Source organism: Portibacter lacus (assembly GCF_021533215.1).
GTDB lineage: Bacteria > Bacteroidota > Bacteroidia > Chitinophagales > Saprospiraceae > Portibacter > Portibacter lacus.
The window spans coordinates 331,926-355,081 of the sequence record NZ_JAJNKA010000004.1 but is presented as its reverse complement, the minus strand read 5'-3'; the positions used below and the strand labels follow the sequence as shown (position 1 = coordinate 355,081).

15 protein-coding genes are annotated in these 23,156 nt (G+C 37.9%); 9 read left to right on the top strand and 6 right to left on the bottom strand.

The window, feature by feature from the left end; translation table 11 throughout:
- Nucleotides 1-8: 8 nt before the first annotated feature.
- The 3 genes from L2586_RS08970 to lysS form a co-directional block, all read right to left on the bottom strand.
- Nucleotides 9-3,065: a SusC/RagA family TonB-linked outer membrane protein gene (locus L2586_RS08970; RefSeq protein WP_235292544.1), complete on the bottom strand. Its 3,057-nt coding sequence runs from the start codon at nt 3,063-3,065 to the stop codon at nt 9-11.
- A gap of 217 nt (nt 3,066-3,282) precedes the next feature.
- Nucleotides 3,283-4,017, bottom strand: a complete 735-nt coding sequence (locus tag L2586_RS08965) for a lysophospholipid acyltransferase family protein (RefSeq protein WP_235292543.1) — start codon at nt 4,015-4,017, stop codon at nt 3,283-3,285.
- 35 nt (nt 4,018-4,052) lie between these two features.
- On the bottom strand, nt 4,053-5,561 hold the full coding sequence (gene lysS, locus L2586_RS08960) for a lysine--tRNA ligase (protein ID WP_235292542.1): 1,509 nt from the start codon (nt 5,559-5,561) through the stop codon (nt 4,053-4,055).
- 253 nt (nt 5,562-5,814) lie between these two features.
- On the opposite strand from lysS, the gene L2586_RS08955 reads away from it, so the two are divergent.
- Genes L2586_RS08955 through L2586_RS08945 form a run of 3 tightly spaced genes read left to right on the top strand, consistent with a single transcriptional unit; the run spans nt 5,815 to nt 11,468 of the window.
- Nucleotides 5,815-9,999 carry a T9SS type B sorting domain-containing protein gene (locus L2586_RS08955; protein ID WP_235292541.1) on the top strand — a complete coding sequence of 1,395 codons (4,185 nt, stop codon included), beginning with the start codon at nt 5,815-5,817 and terminating at the stop codon, nt 9,997-9,999.
- Nucleotides 10,000-10,902, top strand: a complete 903-nt coding sequence (locus L2586_RS08950) for a histone deacetylase family protein (protein ID WP_235292540.1) — start codon at nt 10,000-10,002, stop codon at nt 10,900-10,902.
- Complete coding sequence (locus tag L2586_RS08945) at nt 10,902-11,468, top strand: pseudouridine synthase (protein WP_235292539.1); 567 nt, start codon at nt 10,902-10,904, stop codon at nt 11,466-11,468. Before L2586_RS08950 ends, L2586_RS08945 begins: the two co-directional genes overlap by 1 nt.
- A gap of 237 nt (nt 11,469-11,705) precedes the next feature.
- Here the strand turns inward: L2586_RS08945 and L2586_RS08940 are convergent, their stop codons facing one another.
- Entirely contained in the window at nt 11,706-12,713 is a 1,008-nt protein-coding gene (locus L2586_RS08940) for a glycine-rich protein (RefSeq protein ID WP_235292538.1), read from the bottom strand.
- Between the two features lie 296 nt (nt 12,714-13,009).
- Here L2586_RS08940 and L2586_RS08935 point away from each other — a divergent pair, with 296 nt between their 5' ends.
- From L2586_RS08935 to L2586_RS08925, 3 genes are read left to right on the top strand one after another with little or no spacing between them, the layout of a single operon-like run.
- Nucleotides 13,010-14,494 (top strand): alpha-L-fucosidase, encoded by a 1,485-nt coding sequence (locus tag L2586_RS08935; protein WP_235292537.1) that lies wholly within the window; start codon nt 13,010-13,012, stop codon nt 14,492-14,494.
- Nucleotides 14,495-14,517: 23 nt separating this feature from the next.
- Nucleotides 14,518-17,193, top strand: a complete 2,676-nt coding sequence (locus L2586_RS08930; RefSeq protein ID WP_235292536.1) for a glycoside hydrolase family 3 N-terminal domain-containing protein — start codon at nt 14,518-14,520, stop codon at nt 17,191-17,193.
- A 36-nt stretch (nt 17,194-17,229) separates the two neighbouring features.
- Nucleotides 17,230-17,880, top strand: a complete 651-nt coding sequence (locus L2586_RS08925) for a class I SAM-dependent methyltransferase (RefSeq protein WP_235292535.1) — start codon at nt 17,230-17,232, stop codon at nt 17,878-17,880.
- Between the two features lie 231 nt (nt 17,881-18,111).
- Here L2586_RS08925 and L2586_RS08920 read toward each other — a convergent pair whose 3' ends face one another.
- Complete coding sequence (locus L2586_RS08920) at nt 18,112-18,588, bottom strand: nucleoside deaminase (protein ID WP_284283279.1); 477 nt, start codon at nt 18,586-18,588, stop codon at nt 18,112-18,114.
- 96 nt (nt 18,589-18,684) lie between these two features.
- Nucleotides 18,685-19,458 carry a BRcat domain-containing protein gene (locus L2586_RS08915; protein ID WP_235292534.1) on the bottom strand — a complete coding sequence of 258 codons (774 nt, stop codon included), beginning with the start codon at nt 19,456-19,458 and terminating at the stop codon, nt 18,685-18,687.
- Between the two features lie 290 nt (nt 19,459-19,748).
- Here L2586_RS08915 and priA point away from each other — a divergent pair, with 290 nt between their 5' ends.
- The 3 genes from priA to L2586_RS08900 all read left to right on the top strand — a co-directional run bounded on the left by priA (nt 19,749) and on the right by L2586_RS08900 (nt 23,155).
- Nucleotides 19,749-22,211, top strand: coding sequence for a replication restart helicase PriA (priA, locus tag L2586_RS08910; protein ID WP_235292533.1), 2,463 nt, complete (start codon nt 19,749-19,751; stop codon nt 22,209-22,211).
- A gap of 9 nt (nt 22,212-22,220) precedes the next feature.
- The gene (locus tag L2586_RS08905) at nt 22,221-22,535 is read left to right on the top strand and encodes a DUF6787 family protein (protein ID WP_235292532.1); all 315 of its coding nucleotides are present in this window, start codon (nt 22,221-22,223) and stop codon (nt 22,533-22,535) included.
- 161 nt (nt 22,536-22,696) lie between these two features.
- Nucleotides 22,697-23,155 carry an ATP-dependent zinc protease family protein gene (locus L2586_RS08900; RefSeq protein WP_235292531.1) on the top strand — a complete coding sequence of 153 codons (459 nt, stop codon included), beginning with the start codon at nt 22,697-22,699 and terminating at the stop codon, nt 23,153-23,155.
- Nucleotide 23,156: the final 1 nt, after the last annotated feature.

Sequence of the window (23,156 nt, the reverse complement as noted above, 5' to 3'; positions counted from 1 at the left end):
AATTTTTATTAAAAGTTTAGATCAAGACTTACAAAGTAACTTCTTGTAGCCGGTGTCTGTAATCCTGTGTAACCTGCAATATTACTTCCTGAACCGAAATAGTTGATTTCAGGATCGTAGCCTCTTGCTGGTGTACTTAAGAATAAATTGTTCCCACTGAAACTGATTCTTGCAGAACTGATGTATTGCTTGTTTAACATTTTAGATGGAAGACTGTATCCTAAACTCACCCTTCTAACTCTAAACCAAGATGCATCTTGTAATAAAATTTGGTAAGCATTATTATATCTATTTCCATCTCTATAAAGCGATTCTCCATTAATCTCAACAGGAATGTTATTAGGACTTCCATCTGCTAATACACCGTCAAAAATAACTTCCTCATGTCTTCGCTCTGTTTCAGCAAGTAATCCATTTCTTAGACTATTTCTAAATCCTCTGTCATATACATCTCCACCGCTTCTCCATTCTAGTAAAAATCCTAAACTAAGACCTTTATATGTAAAAGTGTTAGTCATACCTGCCGTGAAGTCTGGGTAAGCATTTCCAACTAAAATCGTACTATCGAAGTTGATTTGTGGGAAACCATTACTTCCAATAAGTAACTGGCCATCTTCAGATCTATCAAAGTCCCATCCATATAAGTCTCCTACTTTTCCTCCTGGAACTAACTTACTAGTGATTCTATCATCAAAGAAAATAATTTCATCGATTCCTTCTTTTATAGAGATCACTTTACTAGTCATCTTAGAATAGTTAATCGACATATCCCAAGAGAAATCTTTCGTAGAAACTGGGTTTAAGTTAAGCAATAACTCAACTCCTGAATTTTCTATTTCTCCAGCGTTCGTGATGAATCTTGAGTATCCTGTTGCATTACTTACAGGAACTGGGATGATCTGATCCTTACTGTTTTGTTTAAAGTAAGTAAAGTCGATACCAATTCTATTTTGTAAAACTCTTAGGTCTAATCCGAATTCTGTAGATGTAGTCGTTTCAGGTTTTAAGTTGAAATCTCCAGCCACTGAACTTTGAGAGAATCCATTAACTCCATTGAATGGGAAGTTAGATGCTCCACTGTAGAATATACCAATTTGGTATGGTCCTGCGTCTTTTCCAACTTGTGCCCAAGATCCTCTAAGTTTTAGGAATGTAAAGAAATCAGGTAAGTCAGTCATTTCAGAAACTACCCATGACAAACTTGCACTTGGGTAAAAGAATGATCTGTTTTCAACTGGTAAAGTTGAAGACCAGTCATTACGAGCCGTTAAATCTAAGTATAAGTAATCCTTAAAGCCGAAACTTGCAATTCCAAATAAACCAACCAATCGCTGACGAGATGCATTTTTACTTGCAAATACATTACTCGTATTACTTAAGTCATAGAAGTTTTCAAGTGAAAATCCTTCTCCTCTAGTATTAATACTACTAAATTTAATATCTGTAATATTATTTCCTACTGTCAATGAACCCGTGAAATCAGGTGTCAATTGTTTAGAAGCTCTCAAGTAAAGATTCGAAGTGATCTCGCTATAATTGATTTGTTCTTCGATGATGAATCCACCAACTTGTGAACCTACATCAGTTCCATCAGGTACACTTCTCACTCTAGAATCATTATAAAAATCATTTCCTAATTTATAATCTAATTCTAACCATGGTAGCGGCTGGTAATTAAATCCAATATTTCCGATAACTCTGTTTACGTCATCAGAAAGTTTTGAAAATTCTGCTAGATATCTTGGGTTGTCAATGATTCCATCAGAGAAATCTCGCTGGCTACCATCTGGATTGATATAATCATTCACATCAAAACTTGTCGTGTAATATCCTAAAGAACTTAAGATAGACTTATCACCTGCATGAGGCTTGTTTCCACCTGACTTAGAATAGTTAACTGAACCAGATACTGTTAATGGATCTGAAACCTTTACTTCTCCACCTATTCTAACAGTTGTACGATCCCATTCAGTAAATGGAATAATTCCCGTATGATCTAATCTAGAAAAAGAAGTTAAGTAGGTAGCTCTATCATTTCCACCTTGGATGCTGATTGAGTTTTTAAATTGGCTACCAGTCTGAAAGAAATCATCAGTTAAGTCAAATACTGGTGTTAGTCCTTCATATACTTTCGGTCCATAAGTCTGGAATCTTAATGGAGAACCATCGCTGTTAAATCGAAGTCTTCCATGTCTTCCTTCTCTATGTGTGCTTACTAAGTCTGGAGATTTGTTTATTTCTTCCCAGCCATAAGTAGAGTTGAAACTTACATTTGTTTTTCCAGCTTGACCTTTTTTTGTTGTGATTACAACAACACCATTTGCAGCACGAAGACCGTATAATGCAGTTGCAGCAGCACCTTTAAGAATACTTACTGAAGCAATATCAGCAGGATTCAAATCGGCAGCTCTATTTGTAAAACTAGATTGCTCTTGACTATTTACAGCATTAGAACCTGAACTCGGAAGTTGTGAACCAGAAAAGGTTTGGTTTCCGATAGGTATTCCATCTACTACAAATAGCGGCTGATTGTTAGATCCAGGATTCAAGGAGTTCAATCCTCTTATTACAATACTAGATCCAGCTCCTGGTGCTCCCGAAGAAGAATTAATTTGTACACCTGCTACTTTACCTTGAAGAGCATTAATAACGTTGTTTTCTTGAGTTCCAGTAAGTTCTTCAGCATTTACTTCTTGCACTGAATAACCTAATGCTTTCTTATCTCTAGAAATTCCCAAAGCAGTTACGACTACTTCGTCTAATTGTAATCCAGTAGCTAGGCTAACATCCATTGTCGTCTGTCCTGCAACTACTGTTTTTTCCATCGTGGTAAATCCTGTGTAAGAATAAACCAATACATCACCAACTGCTGCACTTATCGAGTAGTTTCCATCCAGATCAGTTGTGGTTCCAGTGAAAGTGTTCTTAATGATAACACTTGCACCGATTAAGGGTTCTCCAGTATCAGTGGAGACGATTTTGCCTGTAACATTTAATTCTTGAGCGCTTCCACTTAGAAAGAACCCAATCATAAAAAGAAAGGCCATAGTGAGTCTTTGTTTCATATATTAATTTTTTTAAGAATTACATGAACCTCAATTCATATACCTTACTGATATTCAATCATATAAATGATAATTAGATACTAGATGTGTGTTAAGAATTGAGATTCCATATGTTATTAATGTTGCAGTTTAGTAAATAATATTGGAAAAAAGAACATTGAATGCCAATTTCGTATGTTAATTAGACTGAATATATATAATAATCGAGGAAAGGCTTTTAGGACTCTTTTAATTCATTTGTTCCCCATAATTGATGCCAATCCTTATGCATATCCTGAAGTGACTGATCGATAAGTTGACGAGATTTACGCATTAAGGTAGTTCCATTATCCGAGATCAATGGCTGGTGAATTTCTATTTTGACTTGAGTTTCCTTTTTTCCAAATTGAATTAAGAATTGCTTTAGTAAGGAAGGCTCAATCCATAGGTCAGATTTGTTTTTGTATTCAAGCGCAATAGGAACGACAGGAACACCTAATGATGCAGCTTCATCAAAGGAGCCTTTATGGAAAGTAATTGTTTTTTCCTCTGTTCCAGTAGTTCCTTCTGGATATACAATTAAGTCAAGTCCAGCCTTCATTGTGTTGTGCATCGTAGCTCTAGCAGCACTCCTGGAGTCTTTTTCGTCTCGTTTTACGTATATAACACCTGTTAATTCAGCCCCTTTGCCGAGAAATGGAATGTTTTCGACTTCTGCTTTAGATAGAAAGTAGGCATCTTTAATATGAGCACAAATAACTGGATCTATTAGATTTCGATGATTTACAACATATAAACAAGGCTGAGGAGGAAGTTCACCTTTCACTTCTATCAATTTGATGTTTAAAATCCTAAATGCTATTTTAACCCAAGCGCGACGCAGTCTAAAACCTCTTTCGATCGTATGTGGAATAAATAAACATTTGATTCGATACCAGCTCAGGTATGTCATTAATGTAAATACTAGTGCCAATAATCGCCAGATTGCCCTTGTTGTTTTTAAGGGTTTCACTTTTTCTCTGCCTTCATCTGAGGGAAAAATAAAACATCTTGAATCGAGTGCTGTCCTGTTAATAACATCGTCAGTCTATCCATTCCAATCCCCAAACCAGAGGTGGGTGGCATCCCAAATTCGAGCGATCTTAAGAAATCCTCATCTAATACCATTGCTTCATCGTCTCCACGTTTCGCAAGTTCTAATTGGTCAGCAAATCTTTGTCTCTGATCTATTGGGTCATTTAACTCAGAATAAGCGTTCGCAATTTCTTTTCCGTTAATGAATAACTCGAACCGTTCGACTAAACCTTCTTTCGATCTGTGCTTCTTAGCTAATGGTGTCATTTCCAATGGATAGTCTGTTATATAAGTAGGTTGGATCAAGTTCGCTTCTACTTTCTCTCCGAAAATTTCATCAATTAATTTTCCACGTCCCATAGAAGGATCCACTGGGATATGTAATTCTTTACAGAAGGCCCTCATTTCATCTTCGCTCTTTTCAGAAACATCTACTCCTGTATATTTCTCAATGGATTCATACATACTCATTCGAACGTATGGTCCCGCGAATTCAATTTCGTTACCATCATACATAACTTTGGTAGTGCCATTGACTTCCTTAGCAATGTATTCAAGACATTGCTCTACCATTTCCATCATCCAGATGTAGTCTTTATAAGCTACATATATTTCCATAGAAGTGAACTCAGGATTGTGTGTACGATCCATTCCTTCATTTCTGAACATTTTTCCTATTTCATAAACTCCTTCGAAACCACCAACGATGAGTCTTTTCAAGTAAAGCTCATTCGCAATTCTAAGAAAGAAAGGCATATCTAAGGTATTATGATGTGTTTTGAACGGTCTTGCAGCAGCACCACCATGAATAGCTTGCAATACAGGTGTCTCTACTTCTAACCAATCTCTATCATCGAAAAACCTTCTCATCGAAGAAAGGATTTTAGATCTTTTTCTGAAAACTTCTTTCACTTCAGGGTTCACAACAAGATCGACATATCGCATTCTGTATCGTTGTTCCGGATCTGTGAATGCATCGTGTACATTCCCTTCTGCATCTGTCTTAACAATAGGAAGCGGACGTAATGCCTTCGACAGAATGGTTAATTCACTTACATGGATAGACAGTGTACCTGTCTTTGTTGTAAATGCATAACCTTTCACACCTATGAAGTCACCGATATCTAATAACTTCTTAAAAATGGTATTATATAAAGTTTTATCTTCTCCTGGGCAAATTTCATCTCTATTCACATAAATCTGAATTCGACCAGTATTGTCTAATATTTCTGCAAATGAAGCTTTACCCATGATTCGCTTCTGCATGATTCGACCTGCAATAACAACTTCTTGGAAATTGTTTTTCTCAGCATCATAATTTGCGTGGATTTCAGCGGATGTTGTGTTTTTCTCAAACATCTCTGCTGGAAACGGATTAACTCCAGTTTCAATTATTTTTTGTAAATTTTCTCTTCTTACAATTTCTTGTTCACTAAGTTGCATATACGACATTTTTTAAGAAAGGGCAAAAGTAGGAGTTTTAAGTGATAAACTATAGTGATTTAAAAACATATCTTCCTGTAGAAAGCAAATCCTGCTTGAGCATCACATATTATTAAGACAAGTGGTGGAAAATTCAAAGCTTATATTAGTAATATCAAATGGATTCAATTGAGTTATTTGGACAGTTTAGAATTAACAATTTAATAATAATCATATATATAAATATATTAGCAGAAATTCTATTTTTACGCTGATGAGAAATGGTACACAAGGTCGGTTGTTATTTGTTTTGCTTTTCTTGATCGGATTCGGCTATGTGAGTGGTCAAACGACAATTTTTAGTGAGACGTTTAATGAGCCATTAAATAGTACATCTGGAACTGATCAGTTTGGGACAGGATGGAATGCAACATGTGCAGGATGCCTAAGTTCTGGTGGACGATACAGTGTTCAAGGAGGAGTTCTAGAACAAAATAATTCAGAAGGCCCTGCTATTTTTTCTACAAATAGTATTAACATTTCTAATTGTAATACTCTTACCGTTCGAATGAATTATGTAGGTCAACCTTATGCTGGATCTGGAAATTTCGAATCTCCTGATGAGTGTGATTTTGGAATGCCTTGTGCTGGAGATACTGATAACCCGTTAGCTGGAGATTGTGCGCCTTGTTGGGATTTTTTTTTAGTTGAATTGGTTTATAATGGGGGCGTGAGAGAAACAGTTCGTTTAATTGGAAATGGAGATAATCCCACAACTGCATTGATCGATTACACAAGTTCATGCGTAGGGAATAAAAATAGTGTTTCTTTAGAGATAAAATCTCAAACATGGGCATCAGCTGAAACGAATACAACGGATAATATCATGATTATCTGTAATGATCCTACCACAGGACAGCAACCTGTGACTTCTACTGTTGTCTATTGTGATGGAGAAACGGTTGATATGTCTATTAGTCCAGTTGGAGGAGCGACTTCTTATCAATGGTATGATAATAATGATAATCCAATAAGCGGTGCTAATTCCACAAATCTTTCCTTTACAGCAAATGATGCCCTTGGCAGTCCACAGAATATTTCTTACATAGCCAGTTTGTCAAACGGATGTAAGGTTTCAGGGGATTTAAACATCATCGTGAACCCTTCTCCTACTGCAACGTTACCGGGATCCATATCCGTTTGTCAAGGAGACAACATCAGTATTCCCGAAACTGGCGGAAACTCTTCTTGGTCATGGAGTGGACCTGGACCCGGAAATCCAGGAAATAATTCAACTTGGAATATCAATAATGCCCAACCTTCCGCCTCAGGATCTTATATAGTAACGGTGACGGATGCAGGATGTAGCTCTACTGCATTTACAAATGTGACGGTTAATCCCGGAGGAGCATATACGATATCTACCATGCTACCTTTGTGTGAAAATGATGGTAGTCGAATGCTTAATACAGTTCAAGACGGTAACCCTGGAAATTGGTCAGGAAGTGGCGTTTCCAGTAATAGCTTTGATCCTTCGAGTGTAGGGCCAGGAACCTATTCAATTACCTTTACTCCTACATCTGCAGGCTGCCTAAGCCCACAAGCGATGGATGTAACGGTGAATAATTCTCCGAACTCATCAGTTCCGACTTCACCTTTAGAGTCTTGTGGATTAGGAATGGCTAGTTTTGATCTGACAAATTTAAATAATGAAGTTAATGGTGGAAGTGGTGAGACCGTAATCTGGTATGAGCAAGCAAATCAAGTTGACGAAATATTAGACCCGACAAACTATACTGCGGTTTCTTCTACCGTGTATGCCGTGGTCTCAGATGGAATTTGTTTTTCTGATGAACAACAATTAGACCTATTGGTCACCGATGGGCCTGATATTATGATGTCACCTACTATTGACGGTTGTGAAAGTGTAACAGTTAATGCGATTACCATATTAAATGAGTCAGGGAATCAAGCTTACTACGATATGCCTGGTGGTATGGGGACTCAATATTTGCCTGGTCATGTATTTACAGAAGATATCACCATTTATGCATACGACGAAAATGGAGCGTGCACCGATGAACAAGAAATTGTCATTACAGTGGGCAAACTCTCTGAGGCTGGGCCTGATGTAGCAATAGATACCTGTATAGCAGGTGTCATTGACTTACAAAGTCTGGTTGATCCTTCTGCAGATTCAGGTAAATTTTCAGATATAATGGGCAATCCAGTACCCGACTTTATTGATCCAGATACACTTACTGTGAATGGGTTAAATTTGACTTACACGACCATTTCAAGTGGTGTTTGTTCACCAGATGAAGCTAAATACACCATAGGATTATTTGCAGGAAATGATGCAGGAGATAATGCGAGCACGACCATTTGTACGAATGAAACCATAGACATCAATACGCTGACCACAGATAATGGCGCTTCCGGGTTTTTCATTTTTACAGATGGGACTACAAATCCGCAAACTACATTTATGATGGCTCCAGGTGACCCACCTTTTCAACTTGAATTCTACTACATTGTTGACGTACTTGGTTCTTGCGATCCTGATTCAGCCTTAATTATTGTAGAAGGATTAGAAGCGAAAAGTACCTTGATCGACGGAATGGTTTGCCCTGATTTTGAAACGGAAGTATTTGGTGTGATGTATTATTCAGGGAATACCTCTGGAATGGAAATGGGAATGTCTAGTACGGGATGTGATAGTATTGTTAATATTGACTTGACATTTAGACCCGAGAATCGATTTAATATCAGTGATGTATTATGTATCGGAAATGATATTACCGTGAATGGAGTTGTCTATAATGAGACGAATCCAATAGGAGAGGAATTTATCATCGGCGGAGATCAATTCGGTTGTGATAGTATCATAGAAATTGACCTAACCTTTGACTCTGAAGTAACAACCCTGATTGATTTTAGCTTATGTGAAGGTCAGGATACCATTATCAATGGTAAACTTTATAATCAAGCAGATGCCACTGGTTCAGCTAATTTCGTGTCATCGACAGGGTGTGATTCCATTGTCAATGTTGACCTATCATTTGCCCAATCATCTGAATTTTTAATTTCAGAGACGATTTGTATAGAAGATAGTTTGGTTATAGAAAATGAAGTTTTTAATCACCTCCGAAAGAGTGGAATGTTTCTATCAGAATCCTTGAATGCTGCTGGTTGTGATAGTTTCATAATGGTTGAACTAATAATAGATGATTCGTTTCTGAAAATATTTGATAATGAATTGTGTTCTGATGAAAGCATTAACATCAATAATATAACCTATAATGCCGCTAATCCATTTGGTTTTGATACCATTAGTAATGCAGGAGCATGTGATAGTGTTTATGTTATTACTCTCAATTTTTTACCAGCGGATACGAGTTATATAGAAGGTAGTTTTTGTAACGATACTAGTTTCATTGTTAATGGAGCTACTTATGATCGAAACAACAGCCAAGGCATGGAAGTGGTCAGTGGGGGAGCAGCTTCGGGATGTAATGAATACATCTTTATAGACTTAGAATTTATAGATGGATTAGAAGTTACTTTAGAAGAAGAACTTTGTTTGGATGATTCAATAGTCGTGAATGACGTTGTATATAATGCAGCGAATCCTACTGGACAAGAAATGCTGCTGAGTTCAAATGGCTGTGACAGTTTAGTGAATATTAATTTGACTTTCCAAGGAATGGATGTAGCCATCATTTCGTCCCTACCTGACTGCGATTATGCAAGTCTAGGAGAGTTAGAAATCGATATAAATGAAGGGGCAGAATTTCTCATGGACATTCTGCTGAATGGTGTTTCCGTCCTAGAAGAATATCAAGCAAATACTCGATTGCTTAATTTGCAACCTGGAGATTATACAGTTGAATTCGTTGATATTAGGGGCTGCTCGCAAGAAAAGTATTTTACGATCTATAATGTTTCTATTTCAACATTATCGGTGGATGCTACAATAGTCAATGATTCTTATTATCAAATTTCGACCAATTTTACTGGGCAAATAGAAAGCATTAGGTGGACACCTTCTAGTGGGCTGAGTTGTGTAGACTGTGAAAACCCTGAAGCTATGCCAGATGAGGAAACAACTTATGTGGTGGAGATTGCAGATGAAAATGGTTGTACTTTTCAAGATAGTGTCACCTTGCAATTCATATTGAATTCGGTATTATATCAGCCTAATATTTTCAGTCCTAATGACGATGGTGTGAATGATATTTTCTTCATTGATTCTGATCAGGCGTTCGAATTTTCGTCTTTTACAATTTTCGATCGGTGGGGAAATATGATGTTCAAGGAACAAAATGGTGTAACTGGTGATGCGTCAGTAGGGTGGGACGGTTATCAAAACCTTCAAGGAGTCTATATTTATGTGATGATCGTAGAATTTCCAGATGGTCCTGAAACCATTACAGGTGAATTCAGTTTAGTTAGGTAGATGTTGAAAATTGCCTATTCTCCAGTATATAAGTATGAATTGCCGAAAGGACATCGATTCCCAATGGATAAATACGAGCTGATTCCAGAACAGTTACTTTACGAAGGAAGTATCACTACAGATCAATTTTTTCATCCAGATCAATTATCAGAAGCTGACATTTTACTGACTCATACCAATGAATATTGGCAAAAATTGGCTACGAATTCGTTGTCGAAAAAAGAAATTCGAAAAATTGGATTTCCAGTACGACCAGAATTGATAGATAGAGGACGATATATTGCGAAAGGAACCGTGGATTGTGTTAAGTATGCACTGGAAGATGGTGTGTCAATGAATGTTGCTGGGGGCACGCATCATGCTTTTGCAGATTCAGGGGAGGGCTTTTGTATTTTCAATGATTTTGCGATTGCTGCGAATTACTATTTAAGTAGAGGGGTGTTGCAAAAGATTCTAATTGTTGATCTAGATGTGCACCAAGGGAATGGAACGGCTAAAATTTTCGAAGAGGAGCCGCGGGTTTTTACATTTAGTATGCACGGCGAAAAAAATTATCCCTTGCGAAAGGAGAAGTCAGACTTAGATATTGGTGTTCCAGATAAAATAGAAGACGCGGATTACTTGAAGATATTGAAAGATACTCTGCCAAAATTACTGGATCAGGTTCAGCCAGAAATAGTTTTTTATCTGAGTGGAGTAGATGTATTATCTACGGATAAATTAGGGCGATTAGGCATGACGAAAGAGGGTTGCAAACAAAGAGATCAATTTGTTTTCGAGTCGTGTTATCATGAAAATATTCCTGTTGTCGTGAGCATGGGAGGAGGATATTCTGAACGAATAGCGGATATTGTAGATGCACATGCGAACACTTTTAGATTAGCTCAAGAAATTTGGTTTTAATGAAACACAGACACTTTATAATACATAAACCTTTCGGTATGATTTCTCAGTTTGTAAAGATGCAAAGGAGGAAGAAGCCAGTGTTAGGAGATTTGCATGATTTTCCGGAAGGAACGATGGCGATTGGGCGGCTAGATGTAAAGTCAGAAGGGTTACTTTTTTTGACAACAGATGGGAAGGTGAGTCATGCTGTTCGATCTAAGAAGGTGGAGAAAGAGTATTATGTTCAGGTAGATGGAGAAATAACGGAGGAAGCCATTGATAAGATGAAGAAAGGTGTGGAAATAGGTTTTGATGGAATAAAATACATGACTTTACCTTGTAAAGCGTTTAAATTGGAAGAGCCTCCAGGGTTTCCAGAACGTACGATCAAGGTTCGGGATGATCGGCATGGACCTACTTCATGGGTTTCTGTAATTATCTCGGAAGGGAAATATAGGCAGGTTCGAAAAATGACTGCTGCTGTTGGCTTTCCAACATTGCGCTTGGTTAGAGTTCGAATCGGAAATATTAGAATAGATCAGTTGATATCTGGATATGTAGAGGAGGTTGAAGGATTCTTGTGATCTACAAAAGGTATAGGAATGCTTCTTTTTAGTCTTGCGTTGTGATAAAGCATAAAGGTTTAAGGTCTTTGGAGTAAATTGGCTTGTATTGTGCTGGTAACAAGAGAAGCGGAAACTTTGAAGAAAAACAATCATAAGTTCACTTATAGAGATAATGAAAGTCTTTTCGTGTGCCTAGGTGCAAAAAGTTTTAATAATAAGAAAGTTTAGCTTTCTGAAAAAAATGAACTTTAGAGTTTACGTAGCTTGAAAGTATTTTTCCTTGCCCATTACCACACTAAAAATAAAGATAATTAAGCAAAGTGAAATGAGTCCCCATTGACCTAAAGTTGGTACTTGTGCTGGTTGTGTGTATGAAATAACAATTTCTCCATTTCCTGCTCTTATGTTTGATTGAGTCGATGAATTCGTAAGACTAGGATCAAGGTAACTAGAGCCACCTCCGCCACCTCCCGCGCCGACACCACTTCCATCATCTGCACCACCTCCGCCACCACCTCCATAGTAACCACCACCGCCGCCACCGCCTGCAACGTCATATAGTCCATCAGTTCCATTTCCACCAATTCCCAATACTCCTGAACTACCCATATTAATGCCACCTGCATCTGGAGGACCTCCCATTCCGCCTGCTGTCTGACTGGCCCCCATTCCAAAGTTTATTCCATTTCCAGGATAGCCTTCTCCACAATTATAAGCTGCAAAGCCATCTCCACCCATAAGACCACCACCGCCTCCAGCTCCACCACCGCAACCACATGGTTGACAAACTCCGTTGCAATAGTCCCTTGCACCACCACCGCCGCCACCAGCCACGATAATTCTATCCGACAAGGTATTTCCATTAATTCTTATATCGGAAGCACCGCCACCACCGCCAGCATTACCTCCAGAGCATGAACCTCCAGCTGTTCCAAATCCACCGTTTCCTCCTCCATTAAAGCCACCGCTTCCATCGGTTCCACCTGCTCCACCAACATTAATATACAAAGTTTGACCGGGTGTAACAGCAAGCGTTCCGGTAGCATTTCCACCACCACCTCCTTCACCATTAGTCATCACTCGATCTATCGCCTGTGCTCCTGCACCACCTGAAATATCTAAATCAATGGAAAAAACTCCTGCAGGAACAACCCATGTTTCTGTTGCTCCGGTATAGACATAGATGTCTGAAGTTTGACTGTTTAATTGGAATGAAAGTAAAAGAGTAGCGCAAAATATGTAACTCCTGTAAATTATGTTCATTGTGAATTGGGGTTAAAGGTTTTTACTTATTAAGATGCAATTAAATGATTTATGCTCAAAAAGAAAAATATTTTTAAATCAATGTAAATATAAAAAAACATATATGTTAAATTCATTATAAACTGATTTAATTTGACTCGGGATTCTATCTATTACTACTTTTCCAGAATTCTACAGAAAGAAAATCCCCTCTGATACTTACAATTTTCTTAGATTTGACTATACTTGTTCTGTTTGCGTGTATGTACACACAAATAATTTTGAACACTATTATTTTCTTTATAAACGGTAGAATCATGAAGTTTAAATACATTTTCCTACTTGCATTCCTTGTTGGAATCCAAGCATCCATTATTTCTCAAGCCATCTATGAGGATGAAAGATATGTGCCAGAGACAGATCCACTAGTACTTGAAAAATTAGATGAGTGGCAGGATATTAAATTCGGTTTATTAATGCACTGGGGAACATATAGCCAGTGGGGCATCGTGGAGTCATGGTCTTTGTGTCCTGAAGAATACGGATGGTGTGAACGAAAGATGGGAAGTAATCCAGATGATTACAATACGTATAAAGCAGAATATGAAGGGCTTCAGAAAACATTTAACCCGACTAAATTTAATCCGGATCAATGGGCGAAAGCTGCTAATAACGCAGGAATGAAATATGTTATTTTTACCACGAAACATCATGATGGTTTCTGCATGTTTGATTCGAAGTATACGGATTACAAAATAACTTCTGATGACTGCCCATTTGCAACGAATCCACGAAGCAATGTTACGAAGGAAATCTTCGAAGCTTTTCGTAAGAAGGATATGTGGACAGGTGCTTACTTCTCGAAGCCAGACTGGAATGTAGAAAGTTACTGGGATCCTAAGTATCCTCCAAAAGATAGAAATGTAAATTACGAGCCAGAAGCCAATCCAGAAAGATGGCAGGAATATGTTGATTTTACGCAAAACCAGATGTTGGAATTACTAACGGACTATGGAAAAGTGGATATTTTATGGTTAGATGGTGGTTGGGTTTCTAAGAAGCCTAAAAGTGTGCTAACGAGCTGGTATGATGATCAGTTAAAAAATTCTGAAAGTGGCTATATCAAAACAAGAGAGATTAACCAAGACATAAAAATTGACGAATTCGTAAAGAAAGCAAGAGCAAAACAGCCTGGCTTATTGGTGGTAGATCGAGCCGTTCATGGTAAAAACCAGAACTACCTTACTCCTGAAAATCGAATTCCAGAGAAAGCATTACCATATCCTTGGGAATCGTGTATCATTTCAGGTGGTGGATGGTCGCATACGAAGAACGCGAAATATATGTCCGGTAGAGAAGGTGTTCAGACGCTTGTAGATATTGTGGCTAAAGGTGGAAATTTACTTTTAAATATTGCACCAACACCAGAAGGAGAATGGCAGCAAGGTGCCTATGACTTATTGGCGGAATTCGGTAAATGGATGGATGTCAATAGTGAAGGAATATATGAAAGTAATACGCTTGCACCCTTTAAAGAAAAGAACATTTGCATGACTCAAAAAGAGAATGGAAATACATACTTTTTCTATATGGCAGAAGAGGATGAGAAAAATATGCCTTCTAAAATTAGTGTCGAATCTCACCAACCTGCAGCAGGAAGTGAGGTTACTTTATTGGGTTATGATCAACCATTGAAATGGATGAAAGAAAAAGCTGGGTTTAGTGTTGAAATTCCTACTACGTTACAAGAAAATCCACCTGCTGATTATGTATGGACCATTAAAGTTTCAGCATTAAAATAAAATTGAACTTTAAATTATCGCTTATGTCAAAATTAATTTCTTTTGTATTACTTAGCTTTTTTGCTACAGTAGGTTTTGCTTCGGTTACGAACGATACATTGGACTATAAAAATCCAAAATTACCTATCGAAGAAAGAGTAGATGATTTGTTATCCAGAATGACGCTAGAAGAAAAATTTTGGCAGATGTTTATGATTCCAAGTGGACAAGCAACAGATCTGTCAAAGTACAAACATGGCATTTTTGGTTTTCAGGTGGCGACGAAAAGTAAGTCAGGAAATTCTGCAGAGCAATTACTTGATTATTCCGGTGGAGGAACGGCTCTGCAAACTGTACTCGCGATCAATGAAATGCAAGAATATTTCGTGAATAAAACGCGTCTCGGGATTCCAATTATACCATTTGACGAGGCACTTCATGGACTTGTGCGACCTGGCGCGACGAAGTTTCCACAGGCGATCGCATTAGCGGCGACTTGGAATACCAACTTAATGGACGATGTTGCTGGTGCTATTGCGAAAGAAGTAAAAGCAAGAGGCATTCGTCAGATCTTATCACCAGTGATTAATATCTCAAGGGATGTGCGATGGGGTAGAGTAGAAGAGACATATGGAGAAGATCCTTTTCTTACTTCTCAGATGGCAGTCTCATTTATTACCCAATTTGAACAGTCGGGAATTATCACGACTCCAAAGCATTTTGTGGCTAATGTGGGTGATGGCGGTCGTGATAGTTATCCAATTCACATGAACGAAAGATTATTAGAAGAAATATATTTCCCAGCTTTCAAAGCTTCCTTCCAAAAAGCAAAAGCTTGGTCGGTGATGACTTCTTATAATTCATTAGATGGAAGACCAGCAACGGCTAACGACTGGCTATTAAATCAAAAACTAAAGAAAGAATGGGGCTTTGATGGATTTGTGATTTCTGATGCTGGTGCAACTGGTGGAGCTAACGTATTGCATTTTACAGCAAAAAATTATGCGGAATCAACGGAGCAAGCGATCGAAGCGGGACTTGATGTTATTTTCCAAACTTCCTATGATCATTATCCTTTATTTTTCGAAGCGTTCGAAAAAGGGATGATCGATGAAGCTGCCATTGATGAAGCAGTTAGGAGAGTGCTTCGCGCCAAATTTAAACTAGGACTTTTCGAAAATCCATACGTGAAAACGGATAATATCGCTGACGGAAGTACGTCACCTGCGCATAGAGCATTGGCGAGAAAAGCAGCTGAAGAATCTATTGTTTTACTGAAAAACAAAGACCAAGTTCTTCCTTTAAGTAAAAAATTGAAATCAATCGCGATCATCGGTGAAGATGCTGATGAGGCGAGACCGGGAGGATACTCTGGGGAAGCAAATAACCCCATTTCTATTTTAGCTGGATTAAAAACTAAACTAGTAGATGGTGTAGAGGTCAACTATATCGCAGGGCCTGGAAGAACCTCTCATTCCTACAAGACCGTTCCAGGAAATGTACTCTTCCAAAAGGACGGAAGGAGTGCTGGATTAGAAGCCGAATATTTCAATAATATTACGATGTCTGGAGCGCCCGCATTAAAAAGAATCGATAGGAGAATTGATTTTGGATGGACGTTGTTTTCTCCAGATGAAGCTAAGATTAACTATGATTATTATTCGGCTCGATGGACAGGGAAACTTGTAGCGCCAGAATCTGGTGATTTTGAAATCGGAATAGAAGGTGATGATGGATATAGATTATACATTGATAATGAATTGATTATTGATAATTGGCGAAAGCAGACCTTTCAGACCATTACAGAGACCTATTCTTTTGAAAAGGGAAAAGCTTATTATATTAAAATTGAATACTATGAGACCGTGGGAAATGTTAGGTTTAAGCTGATATGGAATGTTGGAGTGGAGAACAATTGGGAGGCAGAAATAGAAGAAGCGGTTCATGCAGCTCGAAATAGTGACTTGGCAATTGTATGTGTAGGAATCGAAGAGGGCGAGTTTAATGATCGCGCCTATTTATCCCTTCCAGGGCATCAAGAAGAATTGATTAATGCTGTTTCGGAAGTTGGCAAGCCAGTGGTGGTTTTATTAGTAGGCGGAAGTGCGATCACGATGGATAAGTGGATGCATAATGCGGATGCTATTGTGGATGTTTGGTATCCAGGAGATGAAGGAGGAAGTGCTGTTGCAAATGTTCTGATGGGAGATTACAATCCAGCAGGAAGATTACCGATTACCTTTCCGATCCATGAATCTCAAGTACCTTTATATTATAACCATAAGCCAACAGGCAGAGGGGATAATTACAATAATCTAACAGGGAAAGCTCTGTTTCCATTCGGATATGGAATGAGTTATACCGAATTCGAATACAGTGATCTACGATTAGATAAGGAAGTAATTGCCGCTGATGAAAACACAAAGGTTCGAATTAAAGTTACAAATAAGGGAAACTATGACGGTGATGAAGTTGTCCAATTTTACATCAGGGATTTATTTGCATCCGTAGCCCGTCCAGTTTTAGAGTTGAAAGGATTTCAGCGAATTCATTTGAAAAAAGGAGAAACAAAGGAGGTGGTTTTCGAAATCACGCCAGCATTATTGACGATGTTGAATCTGGAAATGGAGAGAGTGGTAGAGCCAGGAGATTTTAGAATTTTAATAGGAGCAGCATCGAATGATATTCGATTACGTGGCACGTTAAATGTTAAGGAATAAAGACAGAAGGCTTGACCTTTTATATAAATAGACGAAATGACAGAATTTTGGGAATCTAGTTTCAAAGATAAGCAGGCCATGTGGGGATTAGATCCCGCAGATTCAGTTTTTGCTGTTGCAGAGTTTTTTAAGAAAAAAGAACTTAAAGAGGTCCTTATCCCAGGCTACGGTTATGGAAGAAATGCTAAAGTATTTTCCGACTTGGGATTAAATGTTACGGGAATAGAAATTTCAGAAACAGCCATTCAGCTTGCTAAAGATCATTACGGAGATCAAATAAATGTATTTCATGGCAGTGTTAGTGAAATGCCCTTTGATGACAAAAAGTACGATGGGATTTTCTGCTATGCCTTAATTCATTTGTTAAATGAAGAGGAGCGAAGGCAACTTATTCAAGATTGTTATGATCAACTTGCACCTGAGGGTTATATGGTATTTACAGCCATTTCAAGCAGCAGTCCTAATTATGGTCAAGGTGAAGAATTGAGCAAAGATAGGTTTAAGACTAGTCACGGTGTTAACCTTTTCTTTTATGATAGCGAAACTGTTCAAGCAGCTTTTCTTGATTACGGGTTGGTAGATGCTGAAGAAGTTACGGAGCCAGGTGAGATAGTAGAAGGGAAGCCTTACCAAGTGTTTTGGAAGATTGTGTGTAGGAAGGAAGAAGAAATAGATGGGAATCGCTAACATCAGAAAAGTGATCTGATGGTATGACATGGAGTCATGCTATCAAATGATCACGGGACTTCGAAAAGGAAATTGATGTCATCGCGGAAAAAAGCACTAACATCAGAAGAGTGATCTGATGGTATGACATGGAGTCATGCTATCAAATGATCACGGGATTTCGAGAAGGAAACTGATTTCATCGCCGAAAAAGCGCTAACATCAGGAGTTTCATTAACATCAAGTGTGGAATTAGTACTCCGTTCGATCTTGTTTCTTAGTCCAATTTTCAAATGCTTTCACACCTTCTTCTCTGAGGACGGAAGTGAATTCGATCTGACGCTCCGCCATATTCTTAGCAATTTCATCATAGATCATCTGATCATCAAAATCAATTGCTGCAGCATCTTCTCTCTGACATGCATAAAATACTTTCTTAGGTCTAGCCCAGTAAATTGCTCCAAGGCACATTGGGCAGGGTTCACATGAAGTGTAGATGATGCAATCGTCCAACTGGAACGTACCTAGTTTCTCACATGCGTTTCGAATAGCAACAACTTCCGCATGGGCTGTCGGATCATTAGAAGAAGTTACTCGATTATAACCTTCAGAGATGATTTCTCCATCCTTTACGATCACAGCTCCGAAAGGGCCACCAGCATTAGCGTTCATTCCTTCATTCGCAAGTTCAATTGCCCGCCTCATAAATTTTTTATCTTGATCCGTCATCTTATCCTTTTTATGGCTAAAGTAATACAGTTTAGTATTCTATTACAGTTATTTTGAATAGTCCTCTTCAACAAGTTCATTCAGAAATTGGTTCACCTAAGTTTCTCCAATCACTTTCCTATCTTTAATTCCAAGATGTCTTTCAATCTCTTGCTCTAGATACTTAGCTTTTGCTAGACTATTCACTTGTTTAACTAGTTTCACATGCTTCTGCCCTTTAGGTCCATTTACAATCATGAATATTTGTGCAACAGAAGTAGCACTTGCAGAAGGAACACTCTTAATATACACTTGATCTATTTCTTCAATCGAATATATTTCATCCTTAATAAATTTTCTAGGTCTTCTTTCTATGTATAGATTTTCCTTGTCAATGTGAATATAAATCTTATGTTTCTTCCGAATAAAAAAGTAGGAGATATAGGCAATTGTTGCAGTGATTAAAATGGCCAGCAGAATTGTTTTTGAAAATCCAGTGGAATCGACCATTTTTATAAATATAAGTGAAGTTATCATTAACAATAGTGGAAAAAAGGCAACAATTGCACTCTCTAAATTTCCCCAAGGTTGTTCATTAAGAGTAATATCCAGATGTTCACCGAAGTAATTAAGTTCTACTCCTTCTGGCTTTATAATTTCTTGGGAAATTTTATCATGAACTAGAACTTCATCTACATCTTCACGAAACGAAAAAATTGAATTACATGCAGAACACTTGGCAGCATATGAGTGAATATTAAGATTTTCAGCTGGTACAGGTTCTGAACAAGAAGGACAGTAAACTTTCTTGCCCTTTTCTGAATCGGAACTTAGGTCTTCTAATTCTAGCTTTTCTTTGTATTTATATTCTTCTGAATAATCCTTATTCATAGATAGGTTTTCTAAAATTGCATTGTTAAAGATAACATTGGCAAGCTAAAAAGAAATACTGAATGAATAAAGTCAACCATGATAATTAACAAGCTTCCTGAACTTAGAAGTATAATTGAAATGAAGTTTAAAGCTTGTTATTTAAAGAAGTTGAACTTTATATGCTGAATTTCATTTTAATTAAACTTTAATTCAATTTTGGACTTTTAAAGTATTTACGGATCATCTTTGATAATCCTTATGCCAGTCCATGTTTTGTTGATTATTATTGCTTTTATTTGCAGTCTAGAATGACAGATCAAACTTCAGATACCGTTTACGTAGATGTAATTCTTCCTTTGGCATTGCCGAGGCAGTATACTTATACCGTACCGAAAGAGCTGGAAGGAGAAGTTGGTTTCGGAAAAAGGGTCGAAGTCCCTTTAAGGAATAAGCGTTATTCTGGGTTAATAGTTGGAATAAGCAAAGGGTTAAAGCTCGAATACAAAACGAAGGATATCCTTGGTGTTATCGATGATATGCCGATCATCACGGAAATTCAATTTAAGTTTTGGGAGTGGATAGCCAAGTATTATTGCTGTACGATCGGAGAAGTGATGTTAGTTGCCTTACCAGCAGGTCTAAAATTGACAAGTGAAACGAAAATAGTCTTAAAGGATGGTGTGGATGTCTATAAATATGAGCTCACCGATGACGAATTTTTGATTTCAGAAGCAATCGAGATTCAGAATGAATTGACCATAGAACAAATTCGCGGAATCCTAGGAAAGAAGACCGTCTATCCAGTGATTAAATCGTTGATGGAGAAGGGTATTGCTTTTGTCAAAGAAGAATTGCAATACAAATTTAAGCCCAAAACCATCAAGATTCTGCGTCTCTCCCCACAATTGGAAGAAGATGAAGCAAAATTAAGTGAAACCTTTGACCAAGTGCAACGGTCAGATCTACAAACCAAGGCGCTTCTAGCTTATATTCAGCTCAGGAGAAGTAATAAGTGGGTTCCGCAAACCGCAATATATCATCTGTCAGGTGTAACGAGTTCTGTGATCAATGCCTTAATCAAGAAAGATATCTTTATTCAAGAGGAAAGGGAAGTGAGCCGACTAGATAATGGATTAGATGAGGTTGTGCCAAAGCAAATTCTAACGCCGATTCAAGAAAATGCGATTCGACAAATCAAGGAAATATACGAGGAGAAAGACGTGGTACTATTGCACGGTGTCACGGGAAGTGGAAAGACAAATATCTACATAGAACTAATTGAAGAGGCAATAGCACGAGACGAACAAGTCTTGTTTTTACTTCCTGAAATTGCGCTTACCGCTCAGATTGTAGCTAGAATCAAGAAGGTGTTCGGTGATGATGTCGGACTCTATCACTCGAAGATGTCAGATAATGAACGAGTGGAATTGTTCAAGGCGAGCATGTATAAGAAAAAGGTAATCGTTTCTGCAAGGTCTGGTATCTTTCTGCCCTTCCAAAAGCTAGGATTGATCATTGTAGATGAAGAGCACGATGCATCTTATAAGCAGAATGATCCTAATCCTAGGTATCACGGTAGAGATGTTGCGATATACCTTGCGACATCACTAGGAGCTAAGGTCTTGCTTGGTTCAGCAACTCCTTCGCTTGAGTCGTATTATAATTGTAAGCAAGAGAAATATGGTCTAGTGAAACTGAGTGAACGATTCGGCGATGTTGCGATGCCTGAATTAGAATTAGTCGATCTGAAATATATGTATAAGACGAATCGAATGCAGTCGATTTTTTCTTTGCATTTGCTCGAAAATATCAAGGAAACCTTAGCGAGAAAAGAGCAAGTGTTAATCTTTCAGAACCGCCGTGGATATGCACCGACAGTGAATTGTGAATTGTGCGGATGGACAACGGAATGCGTGAATTGTGACGTTACACTGACGCTGCATAAGTATATGGAAGAGTTGCGATGTCACTATTGTGGGTATCGTATAAAAATGCCACCTTCTTGTCCTGCATGTGGAAATCCTAATCTTAATAAGAAAGGCTATGGGACGGAGAAAATAGAATTAGAGCTGAAAGAATTGCTGCCTGAAGCCAATATAAAGCGGATGGATTATGATACGGCAAAAACGAAGAATCAGCAAGAACACCTCATCACGGATTTCGAAGAGCGCAAATTTGATATCCTGATTGGAACCCAGATGATTACTAAGGGATTAGATTTCGAGAATTTAAAATTAGTTGGTGTAGTCAATGCGGATTCAAGTATCCATTTTCCGGATTTCAGAGCGCATGAACGCGCTTATCAGATGCTTACTCAAGTAAGTGGTCGTGCTGGAAGGAAGGGGACACAAGGAAAGGTGATTTTGCAGAGTTTTATGCCGAATCATCAGGTGTTAAAGGACGTTGTCATGGATAATTACGATAGTTTCTATGCTCGAGAAATCATGGAACGAGAGCAATTCTTGTATCCGCCATTTTTCAGGACGCTCAATATTACCCTGCGCCATAAGAAATTTAATGTGGTAGAAGAAGCATCGAGGATCATGGCTTCTAACTTGAAAAAGAACATCGGTTCTCGATTAATGGGGCCTGCACAGCCATCCGTTGCCCGAGTGAGAGGGATGTACATTATGAACATTTTTATTAAAATGGAGAAAAATCCTAAACTTATTCGTTGGATAAAGGATTTAGTTTTGAAAGAAAAGTATATATTTTCGGATACAAAAGGTTTTCAATCCGTCAGGGTCAAAATAGATGTAGATCCTTATTAAATTTAAGTTATGTCAGAAAGCAAGCAAGGTTGGGTTAGTCGGTTAGAAAAAAGGTGGAAGGTTACACGAACTCAAGTCTTTATTATTCTGCTAGTTTTTGCTTGTACAGGATTTACAGTGATGTTTCTTAAGCGTCCGATCGTTGCATTGTTTACCGATAATGGCGAACAACCTATCTTATTTTCTATTCTGTATTATATCCTTATTTTACCTGTGTATAATCTTATTTTGTTGGTATATGGTTTTATTTTCGGTCAATTTCAGTTCTTCTGGGAGTTTGAAAAGCGATTTTTCAATAGGATGACTGGACGTAAAAATGGATGACTTGGGTACCAGTATCCACTGACGATTAATAATAAATAGTATAGTTCTCAATTATTTATCTATCTTTTAGCGGCTTATCATAGAAGCTCTGCTGGCAGCTTTAAAACCTGAACTGTCAGTCTATCTTATAAGAGCAATATTTACATTTAACAAGGACGAACTTGAAAAAGAAACTTACAATAGGGAGGAAGGATAAGGGTGATCTTCCTGATTTAGATTTGAAAAACATTGACCTAAAAATTGATACTGGGGCTTACACTTCAGCTATTCATTGTCGTAAAATTGCAATTAAAATTGTCGATGGGAAAGAAGTGCTAACCTTCACCCTTTTGGATCCATCTCATAATCAATATGATGAAAAGGAATTTTCGACGGATGACTTTACAGAGAAGCGGATCAAAAGCTCATTTGGTAGCTCTGAAAAGCGATATATCATCAAAACAACCATCAGACTTTTCGCAATTAGATATAAAATTGAACTGTCCTTAAGTGAACGGGGTGAAATGCGATTTCCCATTTTGATTGGCCGGAAATTCTTGATGGGAAGATTTATAATCAATCCATCAAAGTACGATCTCTCCTACAAATTGAAACTTAGTAAACGAAAAAAAACAGAATAGA